Below are 17,298 nucleotides of genomic sequence, written 5' to 3'. Positions count from 1 at the left end.
TGCAGAATCTGTCAGGAAATACCGGCATGACGCGTGAACACCGAATGCTCCGTTCCTTCAAGCTGCGTTACATCATTGCGCTATCCCTGATGGCAATACTGGCAACCAGCGCCTTTGTGTCGCAAAAGCTGGCGATTGCCGCGCAGCAAAGCACAGCCGCCCTGGTCAATGTCAGTGGTCGCCAGCGCATGCTCAGCCAGCGCATCGCCCTGTTCAGCCAGCAACTGGCCACAACCCAGAGTGGTTCCGCCCGTCTGCGTCAGCAATTGCAGCAGGCGGTCAGCCTGATGGCAAGCAGTCATCAAGCCCTGATCAATGGTGCGCCGCAGCTGCACTTGCCGCAGACAATGTCACCAGCGGTGCATGCGCTGTACTTTGGCAATCCGCAAGCCATTCATTTCCTGGAAAACCGTTATCTGGCCCTGGCCAGACACATCCTGGCGCAGCCGGATGGCAGGCTGAACATGGCAGACCCGGCCCTGCAGCAACTGCTGGCACTGGCAGAGGGCAACCTGCTGCACGCACTGGATGCCGCAGTCCAACGCTATCAGTTGGAAGGTGAAGCGGCCGTCGATCAGCTGCAAACGGTAGAAAACATTGCCTGGCTGGCGGCCCTTGTGCTGTTGCTGAGCGAGGCGCTGCTCATCTTTGTGCCCTTTGCCCGCCAAATGCGCCGGGTGATTCAAGCCCAGGAGCGCCATCAGCAGGATCTGCAATCCCACCAGCTGCGGCTGGAAGCCGAAATCGAAAAACGCACAGCCGAACTGCTCAGCCGCGAGGAGCAGCTAAAGAAGTTTTCGCTGGTGATACAGCAAAGCCCAGCCAGCATCGTCATTACCAATATGGATGCCCGCATCGAATATGTGAACGAGGCGTTCCTGAAGAACACCGGCTACAGCCCGGATGAAGTGCTGGGACAGAACCCGCGTATTCTGCATGCCGGTAAAACCGCTGCGGCAACCTATGCCGATTTGTGGTCCACCCTGATGGCCGGCAAGGTATGGGAAGGCGAATTCGTCAACCGGCGCAAGGATGGCAGCGAATATGTCGAAGCCGTGGTGATTGCCCCGCTACGCCAGCAGGATGGCAAGATTAGCCACTATGTAGCCATCAAGGATGACATTACCGACAAGAAAGCCGCCATCGAGGCCATCCGCCAGAGTGAGCTGAAATTCCACACCATGATGGACTGGGCCAGCGACTGGGTGTACTGGATCAAGCCTGACGGCCAATTCCACTACATGACCCCGTCTGCGGAAAAAGTCAGCGCTTATCGCGCCAGTGAGTTCGAGCGCAATCCGGCCCTGCTGGACGCCATCATCCACCCGGAAGACCGTGAGCAATGGCTGGCCCGGCGACACACGCACGATAGTGCAATGGAAACGGTGGGCCTGGATTTGCGCATCTGCCGCAAAGATGGCGATATCCGCTGGGTAAACTATACCTGCCGCCCCATTTACGGCGAGGATGGCAGCTATCTGGGCCAGCGTGCCACCCTGCACGACATCACCGAGCGCAAGGAGGCGGAAGACGAAATCCGCCAACTGGCGCACTACGACCCGCTTACCTGGCTGCCCAACCGCCGCCTGCTGTTCGACCGTCTGCAGCAGGCACAAAAAATCAGCGAACGCTCGCGCGAACATGGCGTGCTGATGATGCTGGATCTGGACCAGTTCAAAAAGCTCAACGACACCCTGGGCCACGAAATGGGTGACAAGCTGCTGGTTCAGGTGGGCCGCCGTCTGCGCGACACCATTGGCGAAGCTGATACCGTGGCCCGGCTTGGCGGGGACGAATTTGTCGCCATCATCGAAAACCTGGGCCCCGATGAAACCATTGCCGCCAAGCGTGCCGAACAGATTGCCGAGAACATCCGTGACCAGCTATCCCGCCCCTACTGTCTGGAAGGGGATCAGGATACCGAACATGTCTACACCACCAGCATCGGACTGACTTTATTCCGTGGCCTGGGAACGTCGATGGAAAACCTGCTCAAACAGGCTGATGTTGCGCTGTACCAGTCCAAGGATGCCGGTCGCAACCGGGTGCGCTTCTTCAGCCCCACCATGCAAGCCAGCATCGAAGCGCGCAGCCTGCTGGAAAACGCACTGCGACTGGGATTTGCCCGCGAGGAATTTGTGCTCTACTACCAGCCGCAGGTTGGGCAGGATGGCAGCCGCATCGGTGCCGAGGCGCTGCTGCGCTGGTGCTCTGCCGAGCGTGGCATGGTGTCGCCAGCCCAGTTCATCCCGGTGGCTGAGGAAATGGGGCTGATCATCGAACTGGGGCGCTGGGTGATAGACAGCGCGTGCCAGCAACTGAAGGAATGGGAGCAACACCCGGATTTTCGTATGCTGGATATCGCGGTAAACGTCAGCGCACGCCAGTTTCACCAGCCGGATTTTGTGGCATCGGTACAAAACAGCCTGCAGCAAAGCGGTGCCAACCCGGCCCGGCTCAAGCTGGAGCTGACGGAAAGCATCGTGCTGGAAAATGTAGACCTGGTGGTGGCGCGCATGCACCAACTCAGCAGGCTGGGCATACGTTTCTCGCTGGATGACTTTGGTACCGGCTACTCTTCGCTGTCTTATCTCAAGCGCCTGCCGCTGGATCAGATCAAGATCGATCAATCCTTCACCCGCGAACTGGGCAAAGACGTCAGTACCACCGCCATCGTCAAGGCGATTCTGGCCATGTCACGTTCGCTGGGGCTGGAGGTGATTGCCGAAGGGGTGGAAACACACGCCCAGCGTGATTATCTGGAAAGCTACGGCTGCTATGTCTATCAGGGTTATCTGTTTGGCAAACCCGTGCCGATTGCCGACTGGAGCGCCGACGAAACCACGGTAGGCTGAAGCGCTTAGTAGCACAGACGGTTCTTGCCATCACGCTTGGCGACGTACATCAGCTTGTCCGCCTTGCCCAGAATGTCGATGGCCGACTCACCGGGAAATGCCAGACAACAGCCCAGCGATAACGTGACCCCAAAGCCGGCTTCTTGCTGCATGCGCGTGCTGTGCATCAGTTTCAGGCGGATACGCTCGCCGCACTCCACCCCACGGCTCAGGGTAAGGCCGGGCAGAATCACCAGAAATTCCTCGCCGCCGGTGCGGCCGAACAGATCATCCGCCCGCAGCACCGATTTCACTTCATCCGCCAGTACCCGCAACACGATATCGCCCACATTGTGGCCGAATACATCGTTGATTTGCTTGAAGTTGTCGACATCAAAGGTAATGACGCAGAACGAGCCTTCGGCATGACTTACCCTATCCACCTGCGCATTCAGGTGTTCCAGAATGGCCCGCCGGTTCAGGGTTTGCGTAAGGCTGTCGGTGGCGGCAATCACCAGCAGCGCATTACGCGCCTCTTCCAGCCCGGCAGACTTGGCCTCCAGGCTGGAGCGCAGGTCCACTTCCTCGTGATGCAGCCGCTTGAGCTTGCTCACCAGCGACTCCATGGCAACTTGCTGCTCGAAAAAATCGAAATTGCGCCTGGCGTATTTGCAGTCGGTCAATAACAGAAACAGCAGATACAGCAAGGCAATCACGGAAAAGGCATAACGATCGGATGCGGACATCGCCTGGTCAAAGCCATGCAGCTGGATGAATACCATCACCGTAATCACCGTACTGAACAGTGCGTACAAGCGGAAAATCAGCCCGTGCGACAGGATGGTGACGCTGTTGATGGCTGCCAGGGCAATGATCTTGAACATGTAGAGAAAATCAAACTGGCGATGCGGAAACGCAAACAGCATGCCGCCCCAGGCAACTGCCGCCGCAAATACCGATACATAAAAAGTGCTGAAATATTTTTGCAGCCGGGCCGGGTCAGTCAGCAGGCTGCGCATTTTTCCCAGATGCCACAGCCGCATTAGCTGAATGCCCGCTATCAACAACAGCCAGCAAAAGCCGGTCCAGCCCGGATGGCTGTTCCAGTGCGCCAGGTAGACGGCCAGTGCAACAGCCAGCGACAGCCGGATCGACATGCGCTCCTGTTCGAAATAGTACTGACACAGGCGAACATTGGCCGTTTTCATGCGCTGATTCTTTTTGGCTCAGCGGGCATGGTGCAGCACCTCCCGGTCCATCACAAAAGGCGGCAACAAAATATTCCTGCCGGTGCTTGCCGGGGCCTTGATGGCGGCATCAGCCATCTCCACCGCCAGCGCTGCCATTTTTTCACTATCCTGCACCAGGGTGGCCAGCATTTCACCGTTACGCACGGCCTCCACAATCACCGGGTTGCGGTCTACACCGACAAAGTCATACCGCCCGGCGCGTTGCAACTGGCGTAGTGCCAGCACGGTGGCGGTGGTCGAGGATTCATTGGGGGTGAAAATGGCATCAAAGACGAGCGGCTTGCCGCCCAGATAAGCCATCACTGTCCGCCGCCCCTGACCAATGGCCTGGTCGACTGCCGGGCCATACAACAAGGTGGCACCATCCTTGCGCGCAGCGTCTGCAAAGCTCGCCATGCGCTGCTCGGTGGATGGCACGTGGCCATGATTGGGGAACACCAGAATGCGGCGAATGGCCGGATTGTTTTTTTTCAGCTGCCGCCAGGCCAGCCTGCCAATGGCGGCATTATCGGACGCCACCGAGCCGTACTGGCTGGTCAGCCCAGGATTACGGTCGATCAGCACCACCGGCACCGGCAGAAAACGCAGGATTTCATTGTAGTTATCGATGGTGGCGCTAGGGGCCAGAATGATGGCGCGGCAACGCCGGGCAATGGCGATATTAAGCAGCTGGATCTGCGCAGCATCAATCAGATGCTCGCTATCCACCGCGCCACGGTCATAGATGAAATACCCCCGCCGCTCCCCCTCCTTGGCCACGTTTGCCTGCAAATTTGCCCAGTAATCGCGCCCGCCGCTGGCATAGATAAATGACAGACATTCGCGCGCTTGTGCCAACGTAAGCACACCAAGCAGCACGATACCCAGCAGGCCACACCCCTTCGGCAAACGCCCAAATGCATGATGATGGTTAAACACAAGACTCCTGTGCCTAGTGATTGTTTATCCCGCCTGCTTGTCTTGCACACATTGCAGCAGCATCCCGGTGCGGGCCGTGCAATACGGCTCATCCTGTTTGATAGCTGATATTTTCTCGTCATGCTGACGGTTTTAGCAGCGCTTCCCCTTGCGTCTGCCGTTACAAGGGCTACACTCTTATTGTGCACTGCACAATAAAGAAGGCATCATGACACTGACTTTCAGCCGTCTGCAGGCCACTGCCAGACCGGCCATCCTGGAACACCTGACGGAACTGAGTGCGGATGACCGCTTCACCCGCTTTGGGCTGGAGCTGACCCCACCGGCACTATCCAGCTACGTCGACAGCATCAACTTCAACCGCGACATCGTGATTGGCGCGCATTACCGGGCATTACTGATCGGCGTGGTCCACATCGCTGTTTTTCAACATGAAGCCTACCCTTGCGGTGAGCTGGGCATCAGCGTGGACAGCTTTTGTCAGGGCAAGGGTATTGGCCGCCTGTTGTTTGAACAGGCGCTGGAACACGCCCGCCGCCGCAAGGTAAACCGGCTGCGCATCCAGTATTTACGCCGCAATGGCCGCATGGCCTCGCTCTGCCGTGGACTGAGCACGTATTTTGCGCAGGAAGGCGCAGAAACCGCCTGCCAGATCACCCTGGCCGAGGACGATCCGGCCAATGCCTGCCGCTACGAAATGCTGGATGGCATCGAAGTGTTTCACGCCGATGCCCGCCAACCCCACGGCCATGTGCTGTTCATTCATGGCGTGGCCGGCGATGGCTGGCAATGGCGGGAAAACATCCTGCCCTGGTTTGCTGCACACGGTTTAAGCGGCTCCGCCCTGTCACTGCGCGGTCACGGCGGCAGCGCAGCGCGGCAAAACCAGACACTGCGCGGTTACGAGGAAGATGTTCAACAGGTACTGGCCGCTCTGCCCGGCAAGCCCGGTCTTATCGTCGGCCACTCCATGGGCGGCTTTCTGACGCAGCGCGTACTGGAAGGCAATGACGCGCTACAGCGCGCCAGCCTGATCTGTTCGGTACCGCCGTGGGGTCTGCTGCCTGGAACGCTGGATACGGTAGTGGAGTTCATGGGCGACCCCCTGGGCAAAGCCATTGCCATTCAGGCGGCGGAAGGCAAGCCGGCCTACGTCAACCCGGACAATGTCAGCGCGCAGGTGCAGGTGATCGGTGGCAGCCGTGACAAGCTGATTCCACCAGAAGTTGTTGCCGCCACGGCCCGCTCCTATGACACAACACCGGTGATGATAGAAGATGCTGGCCATGCCGTGATTTCCAGCAGCAAATGGCAAGACGTGGCCGAACAGGTATTGCGCCATCTGCTGGGTAACAGCCCCAGCCCGTAATCACCAGGCCAAGCAGCCAGTCACAAGCTAAGTAGAAGCCCCGATGGCAAGCGCAATGCAAACAGCGTAAGGTGGCCGTTCCTCCTTTGTAGACGACTCTTTTCCCACGCTTGGCGTGGGTTTTCTTTGTCCACGATGCCCGTACTTACCATACACGCCTGCAATAGCCTGCCTGGGCTGGCCTTGCCCGAGTTCGAATCCGTCAGACGACTGCCTGCTGGTGTTTACGATATTGCCGGTCGTTGCACCGGCCCCTGTGGCGGACCGATGTGGGTTCTGCGTCATGGCAACGATGCCTGGTTGCTGGATCAGGCCTTCTACGAATGGCTGCAAGAGCAGCAGGCCCAGCCTGCGCAGCCTTGCCGCGCCTGTCAGCCGGCCTGAACCAGCACCGGTCATGTGGCTGCTAGCGACGAATAGCCAGCACCAGCACACCCACCGCCACCAGCGTAATGCCCAGCCATTCGCGCGGGGCCGGACGCTCACCCAGAAACAGCACGGCAAACACCGCCACCAGTACCAGGCTAAGCTTGTCCACCGGTGCCACCTTGCTGGCTTCGCCCAGTTGCAGGGCGCGGAAATAGCAGGTCCAGGAGGCGCCGGTTGCCAGGCCGGACAGGCCGAGAAACAACCAGGTCTTGCCAGAAAGCTGCAGTGGGTTGCTCCATTTTCCGGTCAGCCAGACAAACAGCGACAGCACCATGGCAATGATGCCGGTACGTATCAGCGTGGCCAGATCAGAATCCACCCCGCGCAACCCCAGCTTGGCCAGAACCGCAGTTAATGCCGCAAATACTGCCGAACACAAGACCCAGACAAACCAGCTTTCCATCGTTGACTTCCTTTGTATGCGTACTATCGGCAGATCAGGCCGCATTCTCTTAGCATGAAATCAGGCGTACAATCAGCCGCTTCTCATTTGCAGAAACCGCTGCTCCCCGCTCCTCTGTCATGACATCTGCAAAAATCGCCGGCCTGTTGGGATTGCTGCTCATGCTGCTTCTGTTGGCCGAACACCATCAGGAAAACAAATTGCCCAACCCGGCACAGCCACGGCTGGTGAAAAACATCCTGCGCGTACGCTAGTCTGCCCGACTCCCCTGCCCGGCCAACCAGCCTTGCTCTGCATCGGCATCGTCCAGCGCCCATAACATACCGACAGTCAGCTCCAGCGGGTCCGCTGCCAGACCAGCCTGGCGATACCCGGCAGCCGTACCACGCTGCAAGGCTTCTGCTGCCAGCGTGATGGACAAATCCTGTGGGATTTCAGCGGCCCCGGTGTGGCATGCATGGGCAGAAAACGAATGCGCCTTGCGACAGCTGGCCGGGCGCAAGGGGTAAATGCTGCACAGGTCATCCTGCAAGAATGCACAAGCCAGCGGAGCAAATGGCGCAGTAGCCGCCTGCATGTGCTGCTGACGCTGCAACAGGCGCTGCCGCACCGCCTGCAGCTGCGGCAACGTAGCCTGGCGCAGATGGCGGGCGATCAGCAGCACTTCAGCCTGACTGGCCTCCACGCGCAGATAGCAACAACGATTGCACGCCGCTTTACAGGCAGGTGCCACACCGCGCTGCTCCGCTTGCATCACAATCTTGTCGATGCCGGCGTGCAGATGGCTGATGAAATGCAAGGCATGCTGCACGCCCGGCCTGGCCTGCAGCTCGGCCTCCACCCGCTGACTGACTTGTCTGATCGAAGCCTGCAAGGCTGCAGACTCTTCCTTGTTCAATGTCACCATCCATGCTCCTGACTGCACTGCGGCTGATTATAGCGCTGCCACAGCAGGCCACTGCCGCCCGCTCAATGCAATGGCTGCCCCACACTGTCCCGCAAGCGCGGCCATGCCAGGGTCAGCAAAATGCCGCGCATCGCCATCAACACCAGTAATGCAGCCCAGATACCGTGATTACCCAGCAGGCGCTGCAGCAGCAACAGCGCAGGCAGGTACACCACAAAGCTCAGCAGCATGCCATTGCGCAGCACGGCGGTACGCATGGCACCCATGAATACGCCATCCCAGAAAAAGGCCCAGATACAGACCGGCGGCAACACCACCAGCCAGATCCAGTACTGTGCTGCCAGTTGCTGCAGCTGCCGGTCCGGTGTCATCCAGGGCAGGTAAACCAGCCCCAGCAAGGCCATGCCCAGCGCCAGCACGCTGCTCCACCCCAGCGACAACCAGGCACAACGCCGCACCACCTGCCGCAGCCCCGCACGGCTTTGCGCACCGATGGCATGCGCACCATGCACCTCGGCTGCCACGGCAAAACCGTCCAGCAAACTCACACACACCATAAAGGCCTGTAACAGCAGCTGATTGGCGGCCAGCGTTAGCGTACCCAGCTGCGCGCCACTGCGCGTCATCAAGGCAAACGCCACTGTCAACAGCAGGGTACGGACCATGATGTCGATATTGGCAGCAAACAGTTGCCGCCAGGCGGCCCGCCCGCCGACGCGAGACAAGGCCTGCTGCCACTGCGGCCACGAGGCCTGACGCAGCATCACCCGCCAGGCCAGCACACTGCCCACCGCCTCGGCAATCGCCGTGGCCCAGCCCGCACCGGCAACCCCCCAGCCCAGTACCGATACCAGCCAGACAGCCAGCAGCGCATTCAGCAGATTCATCAGCAGCTGCAACACCATGACCTGGCGTGACTTGCCCAGCCCCAACAGCCAGGCGAACTGGGCATAGGACAACAAGGTAAACGGCGCAGACCAGATTCGGGCAGAAAAATAATCCTGCGTCAGCCCGGCTACTTCAGCTGGCGGTGCCAGCAGATGCAGGGCCAGCCACAGCAAAGGCTGCTGCAACAACAACAGGCCAAACCCACCCAAGAGCGCGGCCAGCATGGGCCGTAAACCGGCCAGCACCACGGCATCCGGACTGCGCTGCCCGGCAGCCTGTGCCACCAGCCCCGTCGTGGTAAAACGCAGAAAGCTAAAACACCAGTACAGCACGGTGAAAATGCTGCCCCCCACGGCCACGGCCGCCAGCGCCACCGGGCTGCCCAGCCGGCCCAGCACAGCGGTATCCACCAGCCCCATCAATGGTGTTGCCAGTGCCGCCAGCATGACCGGAATGGCAAAGCTGATCAGCTGACGCGTGCGTGGCGGCGAATAGCCGGAAATGGAAATCATCATGAATCTGGCGGACACAAAAATGGCATGGTAGCAAAGCCCGTGCAGCTGCAAAGCAGCATATGCATCGCAATATGAAAAAAGCACCCGCAAGCGGGTGCTTTTTTGCAGGAAACCGGACGCGGAAGAATCAGGCTTTCTTGACGAACTCGGACTTCAAACCCATGGCACCGATGCCATCGATCTTGCAATCGATATCGTGATCACCATCCACCAGGCGGATGTTCTTAACCTTGGTACCCACCTTGACCACCAGTGAAGAGCCCTTCACTTTCAGGTCCTTGATCACGGTAACGGTGTCACCATCCTGCAGCAGATTGCCGTTGGCATCACGCACCTCGCGCCCCTGCTCTTCGCCGGCGGCCTCGGCCTGGGCCGACCATTCATGGGCGCACTCCGGGCAGACCAGCATGGCGCCGTCTTCATAAGTAAATTGGGAACCACACTGGGGGCAATTGGGCAAACCGCTCATGCTATACCTTGCTGTCAATCAGACTGAAGAAGATTCCACCGGCCGCAGACGGTGGCGTAAAGCGCGCTATTGTACGCCAGCATGGCAATAAGTTCACCCACCTGTCTCATGGTTAATCACAAACACTGCCTGTTCAGCGTGCCGCCTGACGGCTAAATGCCCACCGGCCAGCCAGCAAGGTAAAGGTGGCCACCAGTGCCACCAGCACCCAAAAACCATGTGGATGATTGGCCAGCGGCACGCCCCCCACATTCATGCCAAAAAAGCCGGCCACGATATTGATGGGCAAGGCCAGCACCGTCACCATGGTCAGGGTGAACAGGGTACGGTTGGTTTGCTCGTTCAGCTTGGCGGCCAGTTCTTCCTGCAATAGCTTGATGCGCTCCACCAGCGTGGTCAGATCATTCAGCACCAAGGAAAACTCTTCGGTAGATTCACGTAATGCCTGCACATCCGGCTCGGCCAGCCAGATCGGCGGGCGGTTCAGCAGCCGGAACAAAGCCCCCGGTTCCGGGGCCAGCAGACGCTGCATGCGCACCAGCGTACGCCGCATGCTGGACAGCTCTGCACGATGATCCTGCAGCCGCTCAGCCAACAGCCGGTCTTCGATATGATCCACCTTGCAGGTGGTTTCTCGCACAATACTGGCCATGACATCCGCCTGATCCTGCATCAGATGGAACAATAGCGAACGCGCCGAAGGAAACACCTCCCCGGCCTTTACCGCCCCCCGCAGCCGGTCCACCGAACGCAGCGGCCGCACCCGTGCCGTAACCAGCAACCTCGCCCCAGCCGCCACCCACAGGGTGGCCACATCCGCACTCACTACACCAAAACCCAGTGCGACATCATTGATGACCGCCAGCAGCATGCCGTCTGACGGCTCGATGCGGGTGGAGCCGCCACCGGCATGCAGCATTTCATCAAAGCCCTCTGGCAAGTCGAGATTGGCACGCATCCAGCGCTCGCACGCCACATGCGCCAAATTGAAATGCAGCCAGACAAAGCCATCCTCAGCCTGGCTATCCCGCAGGAAATCCAGTGCCTCATCAGACCCGATGGCTTGCCCACACTGATCGGGAGCAAAACGAAAACCACTGATCAAGCCAACCTGATCAGCGCCATAGGTGTTGCTGACAATAGACAGGCTCATTACTTGCAACACTTTCTTGACATCGCCAGTCGACACACTGGCCGCAATGATTTGGATATGGCCAAGCTTAACACTGACCAGCCCTGTTAATTACGACAGTCAGATGACATGGTTTCCATTTGTATTTGCACTACATCTACAAAGTAGTTGGAAACTGGCCAAGGAAATATCTTATGAAGTTGCGGGAAGTAAGACTAATTAGATTGGGACTAAACCGCTTAATCAGCCCATGGTGAATTCATAGACTGTCTCCTGTTCGGTAAACGGACAAATCCACTCAGCCTCATCACCCCGGAGACGCTCATGAAATATGCCGCGCTTGCACTCATCACCACCTTCGTTGCCGGCCCGGTACTGGCCAACAAGCTGCATCAGCAACAGCCCACCGCCAGCGAGGTAAAAGCCTGGCAAGCTGATCACTCCAAAATCAAGCAAAAAGAGCAGAAAAAGAAAAAAACCAAAAAGCACAGCTCTGCTGCAAGCGGCCAGGTGAAGGAAACTGTTGGCGGTCACCAGCACAACAAATAAGCCCTTACCCGCAGGACAGTTGCTGTCGCGGCTGTCCTGCCATCAAGCCGCCCCCCGCCCTCCCGTAGCGGGTTCGTCACCATAAGCAGGCTTGCGGCAGGCTCCGTACCCTTAGTGGCAACACACAATTATTTGATCAAATCTATTGGCAACAGCAGAGAGTCTGGGCTAGAATCATCTGGCATGTGCAAAATATTAAACGAAAAAGTTTAACGAAATGCCACAAACCAGCTACCCAGAATCCTACTACGCCGCCTCCGCCAATCCGGTTCCGTCCCGTCCGGCCCTGCAAGGCGATATCGAAACCGACATCTGCATCATCGGAGCCGGCTACACCGGCCTGTCCACTGCACTCTTCCTGCTGGAAAACGGCTTCAGGGTTACCGTCCTGGAGGCAGCCAGGGTTGGGTTTGGCGCGTCTGGCCGCAACGGTGGCCAAATCGTCAACAGCTACAGCCGCGACATCGACGTGATAGAGCGCAGCGTAGGTGGCAGCCAAGCGCGCCTGCTGGGCGACATGGCATTTGAAGGCGGCCGGATCATCCGCGAGCGCATTGCCAAATACAACATCGATTGCGCCCTGAAAGACGGCGGCGTGTTTGCTGCGCTGAGCGAAAAGCAAATGGGGCATCTGCGATCACAAAAGGCCTTATGGGAACGCTACGGGCACAAGCAGCTGCAACTGCTAGGCAAGGATGACATGCGCAGCATCGTGGCAACCGACCAGTACATCGGCGGCATGCTGGACATGAGCGGCGGCCACATCCACCCGCTGAACCTGGCACTGGGCGAAGCCGCTGCCGTAGAGCAACTGGGCGGGGTTATCTACGAGCAATCCCCGGCCCTGCGCATTACACGCGGCAAACAGCCGGTGGTTACCACACCGCAAGGTCAGGTAAAGGCCAGCTTCCTGGTGGTTGCCGGCAATGCTTACCTGGGCAATCTGCTGCCGGAACTGGCGGCCAAATCCATGCCGTGCGGCACACAAGTCATCACCACCGAACCGCTGGGTGACGAACTGGCCGCCAGCCTGCTGCCCCAGGATTATTGCGTGGAAGACTGCAACTATCTGCTGGACTACTACCGCCTGAGCGAAGACAAGCGGCTGATTTTTGGTGGTGGTGTGGTTTACGGTGCCCGTGATCCGGCCAATATCGAAGCAATCATTCGTCCCAAAATGCTGAAGGTATTCCCGCAACTGGCCAATGTGAAGATTGACTATGCATGGACCGGTAACTTCCTGCTGACACTATCGCGCCTGCCACAAGTTGGCCGCCTTGGCGACAATATTTACTACTCCCAAGGCTGCAGTGGTCATGGCGTTACCTACACCCATCTGGCTGGCAAGGTGATGGCGGAATCGCTGCGTGGTCAGGCCGAGCGGTTTGATGCCTTCGCCACGCTGCCGCACTACCCCTTCCCTGGCGGCAACCTGCTGCGGGTGCCATTCACCGCCATGGGTGCCTGGTATTATTCGATGCGCGACAAACTGGGCGTCTGAGTTATCCGTCATATAGCGTCGGAGCGGCCCGCAGGCACTCCGGCGCACCTTCTATCCTGCAGCACCCCATCGGCACCGGCAGGCATTCAGCCTGCTTTTTACACATCCTTACCCTATTTGCAAAAGCAAACATTTTTTGACCTGTCTTGCCCATCCGGCCAGCGGCGCGCTCGGGGATAATCGTGCGTACCGGCATGTGTCCGTCATGCCATCACCCTCAAGGCAAGCACAGACAAGATGAGCAGCGCATCCATCACCACCACCGCCGGGCCGCTAGACGTGCAGAACATCGTCAGTCAACTGATGACGGTGGAAAAGCAGCCGCTCGCCACCAGTCAGACCAAGCTGAAAACCTTCAACAGCAAGCTCAGCGATATCGGGCAGGTCAGTTCTGCCTTGTCTGGCCTGCAAACCGCAGTCAACGACCTGGCATCGGGCAATTTCCTGCACACCCTGAAAGCCAGCACCTCGGATGCCACCATTGCCACAGTGGATACCAATGGCAGCGGCCTGGCCGGTAACTATCAATTGAATGTGGAAGAGCTGGCCAAGCCACGCCAGCTGGTGTTCGACACTACAGCGGACGGGCAATCCATTACCAGCACCAGCACGGCGCTGGCGAATGCTCCTGATTCACTCACCATTGCGGTGGGAGGCAACAGCACCACCGTGCAGCTGCGCGACCCGGTCAGCACCACGACATCCGACGCCAGCAGTAGCGCTGGCACCCCCACAACACCAGCCAGCGTCTCCCTGCAGGACGTCGCCGACAAGATCAATGCTGCCAATACCGGCGTCAATGCCTCCATCGTGCAGTACAAAGGCAACTATTCACTGGTGATTGCTTCAGCCGAATCGGGCTCGGACAGTGCCTTCAGCATTACCGCTGGCGGCAGCGACAGCAGCCTGACGCCGACTGCTGCCAACACCCTGGCCGGTTTGCAGCAAAGCGACACCGCCATCAGCGAATCCAGCGATGCCAGCGACGCCTCACTCACTGTCAATGGCGTGTATGTATCGTCCAGCAGCAATACCGTCCGCGACGTGATCAATGGTGCCAGCATCAGCCTGCAGAAAGCCGGTGAGGCATCCATCACCATGACGCAGGATAACAGCAGCATTGCCAGCAAACTGCAGGGCTTTGTTGACGCCTACAACAAGGTGCAAAGCGCGCTGGACAATGCGTCAGGCGGCAGCATGAAGGGCGATGCGGCGCTGACCTCCATCCGCAACCAGCTCAGTGCGGTACTGCAAACCCCGGTCAGCGGAGCCGACCCGGTCAGCTCCTACGCCTATTTGTCGCAGGTGGGCATTTCCATTCAAAAGGATGGCACGCTGGCGCTGGACCAGTCCGCCTTCAACAAAGCGCTTAGCAGCAAAGCATCAGCCGTGGGCAATCTGTTTGGCAACAGCAGCAATACCGGCTTTGCCGACCGCTTTAACACCACCATCAACAATTTGCTGGGACCAGCGGGGATCGTCGTGACCAAGCAACATGATTTGAACCAGAACGTAACGGATGAAACCGGCCACCAGACTCAACTGCAAACCAAGATGAGTGACAAACAGGCCAACTATCTGCGCCAGTACACCACGCTGAACGCCACACTGGCCAAGATGCAGCAATCCACCAGCAATCTGTCCGGCCTGATGGCGGGTGTCAGCTCTGCCGGCTCGCCCTCTGGGTCTTCCTGAGCCAGTAATTGGCTGCACGGCCATGCTGACGTCAGCCTGTTTGACGGTTTGTGACAATATTAACAGTTGGCAACATCTTTTAACGGTGATTTGCCATCAAGCTGCCCCCTCTCCCGCCCGATAATGCAGATAGAGCCTGACAGGGTCTGTCTGCTTATCTGCGGACAGCAAGGAGAACAGCATGAGCGCAGCATCCATCACCACTACCGCCGGCCCGCTGGACGTTCAGTCCATCGTCAGCCAACTGATGTCAGTGGAACAACAGCCACTGACTGACAGCCAGAACAAGGTCTCCACGTACAATACCGAGCTGAGCGACATGGGCCAGATCAGCTCCGCCTTGTCCGCACTGCAAACCTCGGTCAGCAGCCTGTCGTCCGGCGCATTTTTGCAAACATTCAAAGCCACCAGCTCGGACAGCACCATTGCATCCGTCAGCACCAGCACCGGGGGGATTGCCGGCAATTACCAGCTGAATGTCAGCAAACTGGCACAGTCGCGCCAGCTGGTATTTGATGAAAACAGCAGCGGACAGGCCATTACCAGTGCCACCACGGCACTGAGCGGCGTCCCCTCTTCGCTCACCTTCAGCGTGGCCGGCACCAACACCACCGTACAGCTGAACAACGGCGGCAGCAGCGGTGAAACCCTGCAAAACATCTCGGATGCCATCAATTCAGCCAATGCCGGGGTCAATGCATCCATCGTGCAGTACAACGGCAATTACTCACTGGTGATTGCTTCGGCCAACTCCGGCTCAGCCAATGCCTTCAGCGTGACGGCAGGCGGCAGCGACAGTGGCAGCACCAGCGGCAATACGCTGGCGGGATTACAACAAAGCAGCACGGCGGCCACCGAATCGTTTGCCGCCAGCGATGCCCTCATGACCGTGAATGGCGTCAATGTGTCATCCAGCAGCAACGCGGTTACCGGGGTAATCAATGGCGCAACGGTCAATCTTGAGAAAACAGGTCAGGTCACCATTGGCATGGCGCAGGACACCTCTGGCATTGCCAGCACCCTGCAAGGTTTTGTTGATGCCTACAACAAGGTGCACAGCACGGTAAACAGCGCATTCAACAGCGATATGAAGGGTGACGATTCGCTGCTGTCCATCCAGGATCAACTCAGCTCGGTATTGCAAACCCAGGTTGCCGGGGTGGATGCCACCACCTCCTTTGCCTACCTGTCGCAAGTGGGTATCTCCCTGCAAAAAGACGGCACGCTGGCACTGGACCAGACCGCCTTCAACAAGGCACTCACCAGCAACCCCAGCGCCGTGGCCAACCTGTTTGGCAACAGCAGCAGCACCGGCTTTGCCGACCGCTTCAACAGCACCATCAACAATCTGCTGGGGCCAACCGGCATTATTGTTACCAAACAGAATGACCTGAACCAGAGCGTTACCGACGAAACCAGCCACCAGACGGAAATCCAGACCAATCTGGATGCCTTGCGCGCGTCTTATCTGCAGCAATACACCACGCTTAACGCCACACTGGCCCAGATGCAGCAATCCACCAGCAACCTCGCCAGCCTACTGGCCTGATAGCCCTCCGGGGACTGGCAGCAAAAACGCCGCTGCGGCATAAGCCGGGCGGCGTTTTTATTGGCGCAGCAGTCAGATCAACCCAGCAGCTGATTGCCATTGATGGCATTCATCAGCGCCAGCCCCCCCAGCACCACAAAAATCAGCGAGGCGACAATATGCACCGCCTTGGTGGGCAGACGGTCGGCAAAGCGGCTACCCAGATAAATGACCGGTACGTTGGCCAGCATCATCCCCAGTGTGGTGCCAGCCACCACCGGCAGAAAATCATGGAAGCGTGCCGCCAGCGCAATAGTCACCACCTGGGTCTTGTCGCCCATTTCCGCCAGAAAGAAGGCAAACACCGTGGTGGCAAACACCCCCATCTGGCGCTTGGGCATGACGATTTCGCCTTCGTCCAGCTTGTCCGGAATCAGAATCCAGCCGGCCATCAGGGCAAAGGAGGCGACAACCGTCCAGTTGAGGATATTGGGACTCAGTGCAGTGGACAGCCAGGCACCCACGCCACCGGCCCCGGCATGATTCACCAGTGTGGCCAGCAAAATACCAAGAATGATGGGAACAGGCTTGCGATAACGCGCAGCCAGGATGAGGGAAAGCAGCTGGGTCTTGTCGCCGATTTCGGCCAGGGCTACGACACCGGTGGATACCAGAAAAGACTGCATCAAGAGTTCTCCATGGCCGGGACGCGAATACGAGTGACCGCAATGCGTCCCGGCCATGCAGAGCATTACGGTCAAAAGTCTCGCCAAGTCTCGGACCACGTGTGCCATGCCGGAACCGGCAAGTCTGTTGACACACGTCCCTCTCGCATTCGGAGGGCGGCTACTCCCTGATGACGGCTGGCATTGTAAACGAGCCATGCCATTTGACAAGCCCCTTGCCCTGAT

The 17,298-nt window shown here is 58.5% G+C and carries 15 protein-coding genes and 1 riboswitch; of the genes, 7 read left to right on the top strand and 8 right to left on the bottom strand.

Features of this window, described 5'->3' with window-relative positions:
• The first annotated feature begins 26 nt into the window (after window positions 1-26).
• Window positions 27-2,855, top strand: a complete 2,829-nt coding sequence (locus ACODR9_RS08435; RefSeq protein ID WP_488808773.1) for an EAL domain-containing protein — start codon at window positions 27-29, stop codon at window positions 2,853-2,855.
• A gap of 5 nt (window positions 2,856-2,860) precedes the next feature.
• Here ACODR9_RS08435 and ACODR9_RS08430 read toward each other — a convergent pair whose 3' ends face one another.
• Window positions 2,861-4,042: a GGDEF domain-containing protein gene (locus ACODR9_RS08430; protein ID WP_488808771.1), complete on the bottom strand. Its 1,182-nt coding sequence runs from the start codon at window positions 4,040-4,042 to the stop codon at window positions 2,861-2,863.
• A gap of 18 nt (window positions 4,043-4,060) precedes the next feature.
• Window positions 4,061-5,002 (bottom strand): substrate-binding domain-containing protein, encoded by a 942-nt coding sequence (locus tag ACODR9_RS08425; RefSeq protein ID WP_488808769.1) that lies wholly within the window; start codon window positions 5,000-5,002, stop codon window positions 4,061-4,063.
• Between the two features lie 208 nt (window positions 5,003-5,210).
• Here ACODR9_RS08425 and ACODR9_RS08420 point away from each other — a divergent pair, with 208 nt between their 5' ends.
• Together ACODR9_RS08420 and ACODR9_RS08415 are read left to right on the top strand one after the other, a co-directional pair.
• Window positions 5,211-6,371: an alpha/beta fold hydrolase gene (locus ACODR9_RS08420; RefSeq protein ID WP_488808768.1), complete on the top strand. Its 1,161-nt coding sequence runs from the start codon at window positions 5,211-5,213 to the stop codon at window positions 6,369-6,371.
• A gap of 126 nt (window positions 6,372-6,497) precedes the next feature.
• The gene (locus ACODR9_RS08415) at window positions 6,498-6,755 is read left to right on the top strand and encodes a hypothetical protein (protein ID WP_488808766.1); all 258 of its coding nucleotides are present in this window, start codon (window positions 6,498-6,500) and stop codon (window positions 6,753-6,755) included.
• A gap of 22 nt (window positions 6,756-6,777) precedes the next feature.
• On the opposite strand, the gene ACODR9_RS08410 is transcribed toward ACODR9_RS08415, so the two are convergent.
• From ACODR9_RS08410 to ACODR9_RS08390, 5 genes are all read right to left on the bottom strand, one after another.
• A complete protein-coding gene (locus ACODR9_RS08410) occupies window positions 6,778-7,203 on the bottom strand; it encodes an EamA family transporter (protein ID WP_488808765.1) in 426 nt (141 codons plus the stop codon).
• A gap of 250 nt (window positions 7,204-7,453) precedes the next feature.
• Window positions 7,454-8,110 carry a YkgJ family cysteine cluster protein gene (locus ACODR9_RS08405; RefSeq protein ID WP_488808763.1) on the bottom strand — a complete coding sequence of 219 codons (657 nt, stop codon included), beginning with the start codon at window positions 8,108-8,110 and terminating at the stop codon, window positions 7,454-7,456.
• Between the two features lie 62 nt (window positions 8,111-8,172).
• On the bottom strand, window positions 8,173-9,513 hold the full coding sequence (locus tag ACODR9_RS08400) for an MATE family efflux transporter (protein ID WP_488808762.1): 1,341 nt from the start codon (window positions 9,511-9,513) through the stop codon (window positions 8,173-8,175).
• A 127-nt stretch (window positions 9,514-9,640) separates the two neighbouring features.
• The gene (locus tag ACODR9_RS08395; RefSeq protein WP_045847365.1) at window positions 9,641-9,982 is read right to left on the bottom strand and encodes a zinc ribbon domain-containing protein YjdM; all 342 of its coding nucleotides are present in this window, start codon (window positions 9,980-9,982) and stop codon (window positions 9,641-9,643) included.
• A gap of 133 nt (window positions 9,983-10,115) precedes the next feature.
• Complete coding sequence (locus tag ACODR9_RS08390; protein ID WP_488808760.1) at window positions 10,116-11,135, bottom strand: transporter; 1,020 nt, start codon at window positions 11,133-11,135, stop codon at window positions 10,116-10,118.
• Window positions 11,136-11,438: 303 nt separating this feature from the next.
• Here ACODR9_RS08390 and ACODR9_RS08385 point away from each other — a divergent pair, with 303 nt between their 5' ends.
• The 4 genes from ACODR9_RS08385 to fliD (ACODR9_RS08370) all read left to right on the top strand — a co-directional run bounded on the left by ACODR9_RS08385 (window position 11,439) and on the right by fliD (ACODR9_RS08370) (window position 16,408).
• Complete coding sequence (locus ACODR9_RS08385) at window positions 11,439-11,663, top strand: hypothetical protein (RefSeq protein ID WP_488808758.1); 225 nt, start codon at window positions 11,439-11,441, stop codon at window positions 11,661-11,663.
• 217 nt (window positions 11,664-11,880) lie between these two features.
• Entirely contained in the window at window positions 11,881-13,164 is a 1,284-nt protein-coding gene (locus tag ACODR9_RS08380) for an NAD(P)/FAD-dependent oxidoreductase (RefSeq protein WP_488808757.1), read from the top strand.
• Between the two features lie 237 nt (window positions 13,165-13,401).
• On the top strand, window positions 13,402-14,859 hold the full coding sequence (gene fliD / locus ACODR9_RS08375; protein ID WP_488808755.1) for a flagellar filament capping protein FliD: 1,458 nt from the start codon (window positions 13,402-13,404) through the stop codon (window positions 14,857-14,859).
• A gap of 181 nt (window positions 14,860-15,040) precedes the next feature.
• Entirely contained in the window at window positions 15,041-16,408 is a 1,368-nt protein-coding gene (fliD, locus tag ACODR9_RS08370; protein WP_488808753.1) for a flagellar filament capping protein FliD, read from the top strand.
• Window positions 16,409-16,485: 77 nt separating this feature from the next.
• Here the strand turns inward: fliD (ACODR9_RS08370) and ACODR9_RS08365 are convergent, their stop codons facing one another.
• Window positions 16,486-17,073, bottom strand: a complete 588-nt coding sequence (locus ACODR9_RS08365) for a TMEM165/GDT1 family protein (protein WP_197077199.1) — start codon at window positions 17,071-17,073, stop codon at window positions 16,486-16,488.
• 3 nt (window positions 17,074-17,076) lie between these two features.
• Window positions 17,077-17,254: riboswitch (yybP-ykoY riboswitch) on the bottom strand.
• Between the last annotated feature and the right edge of the window lie 44 nt (window positions 17,255-17,298).

The sequence above is a fragment of the Aquitalea sp. FG25 genome (genome assembly GCF_057809375.1).
The sequence above is the reverse complement of the archived record's forward strand: the minus strand, read 5'-3'. Positions and strand labels throughout refer to the sequence as shown.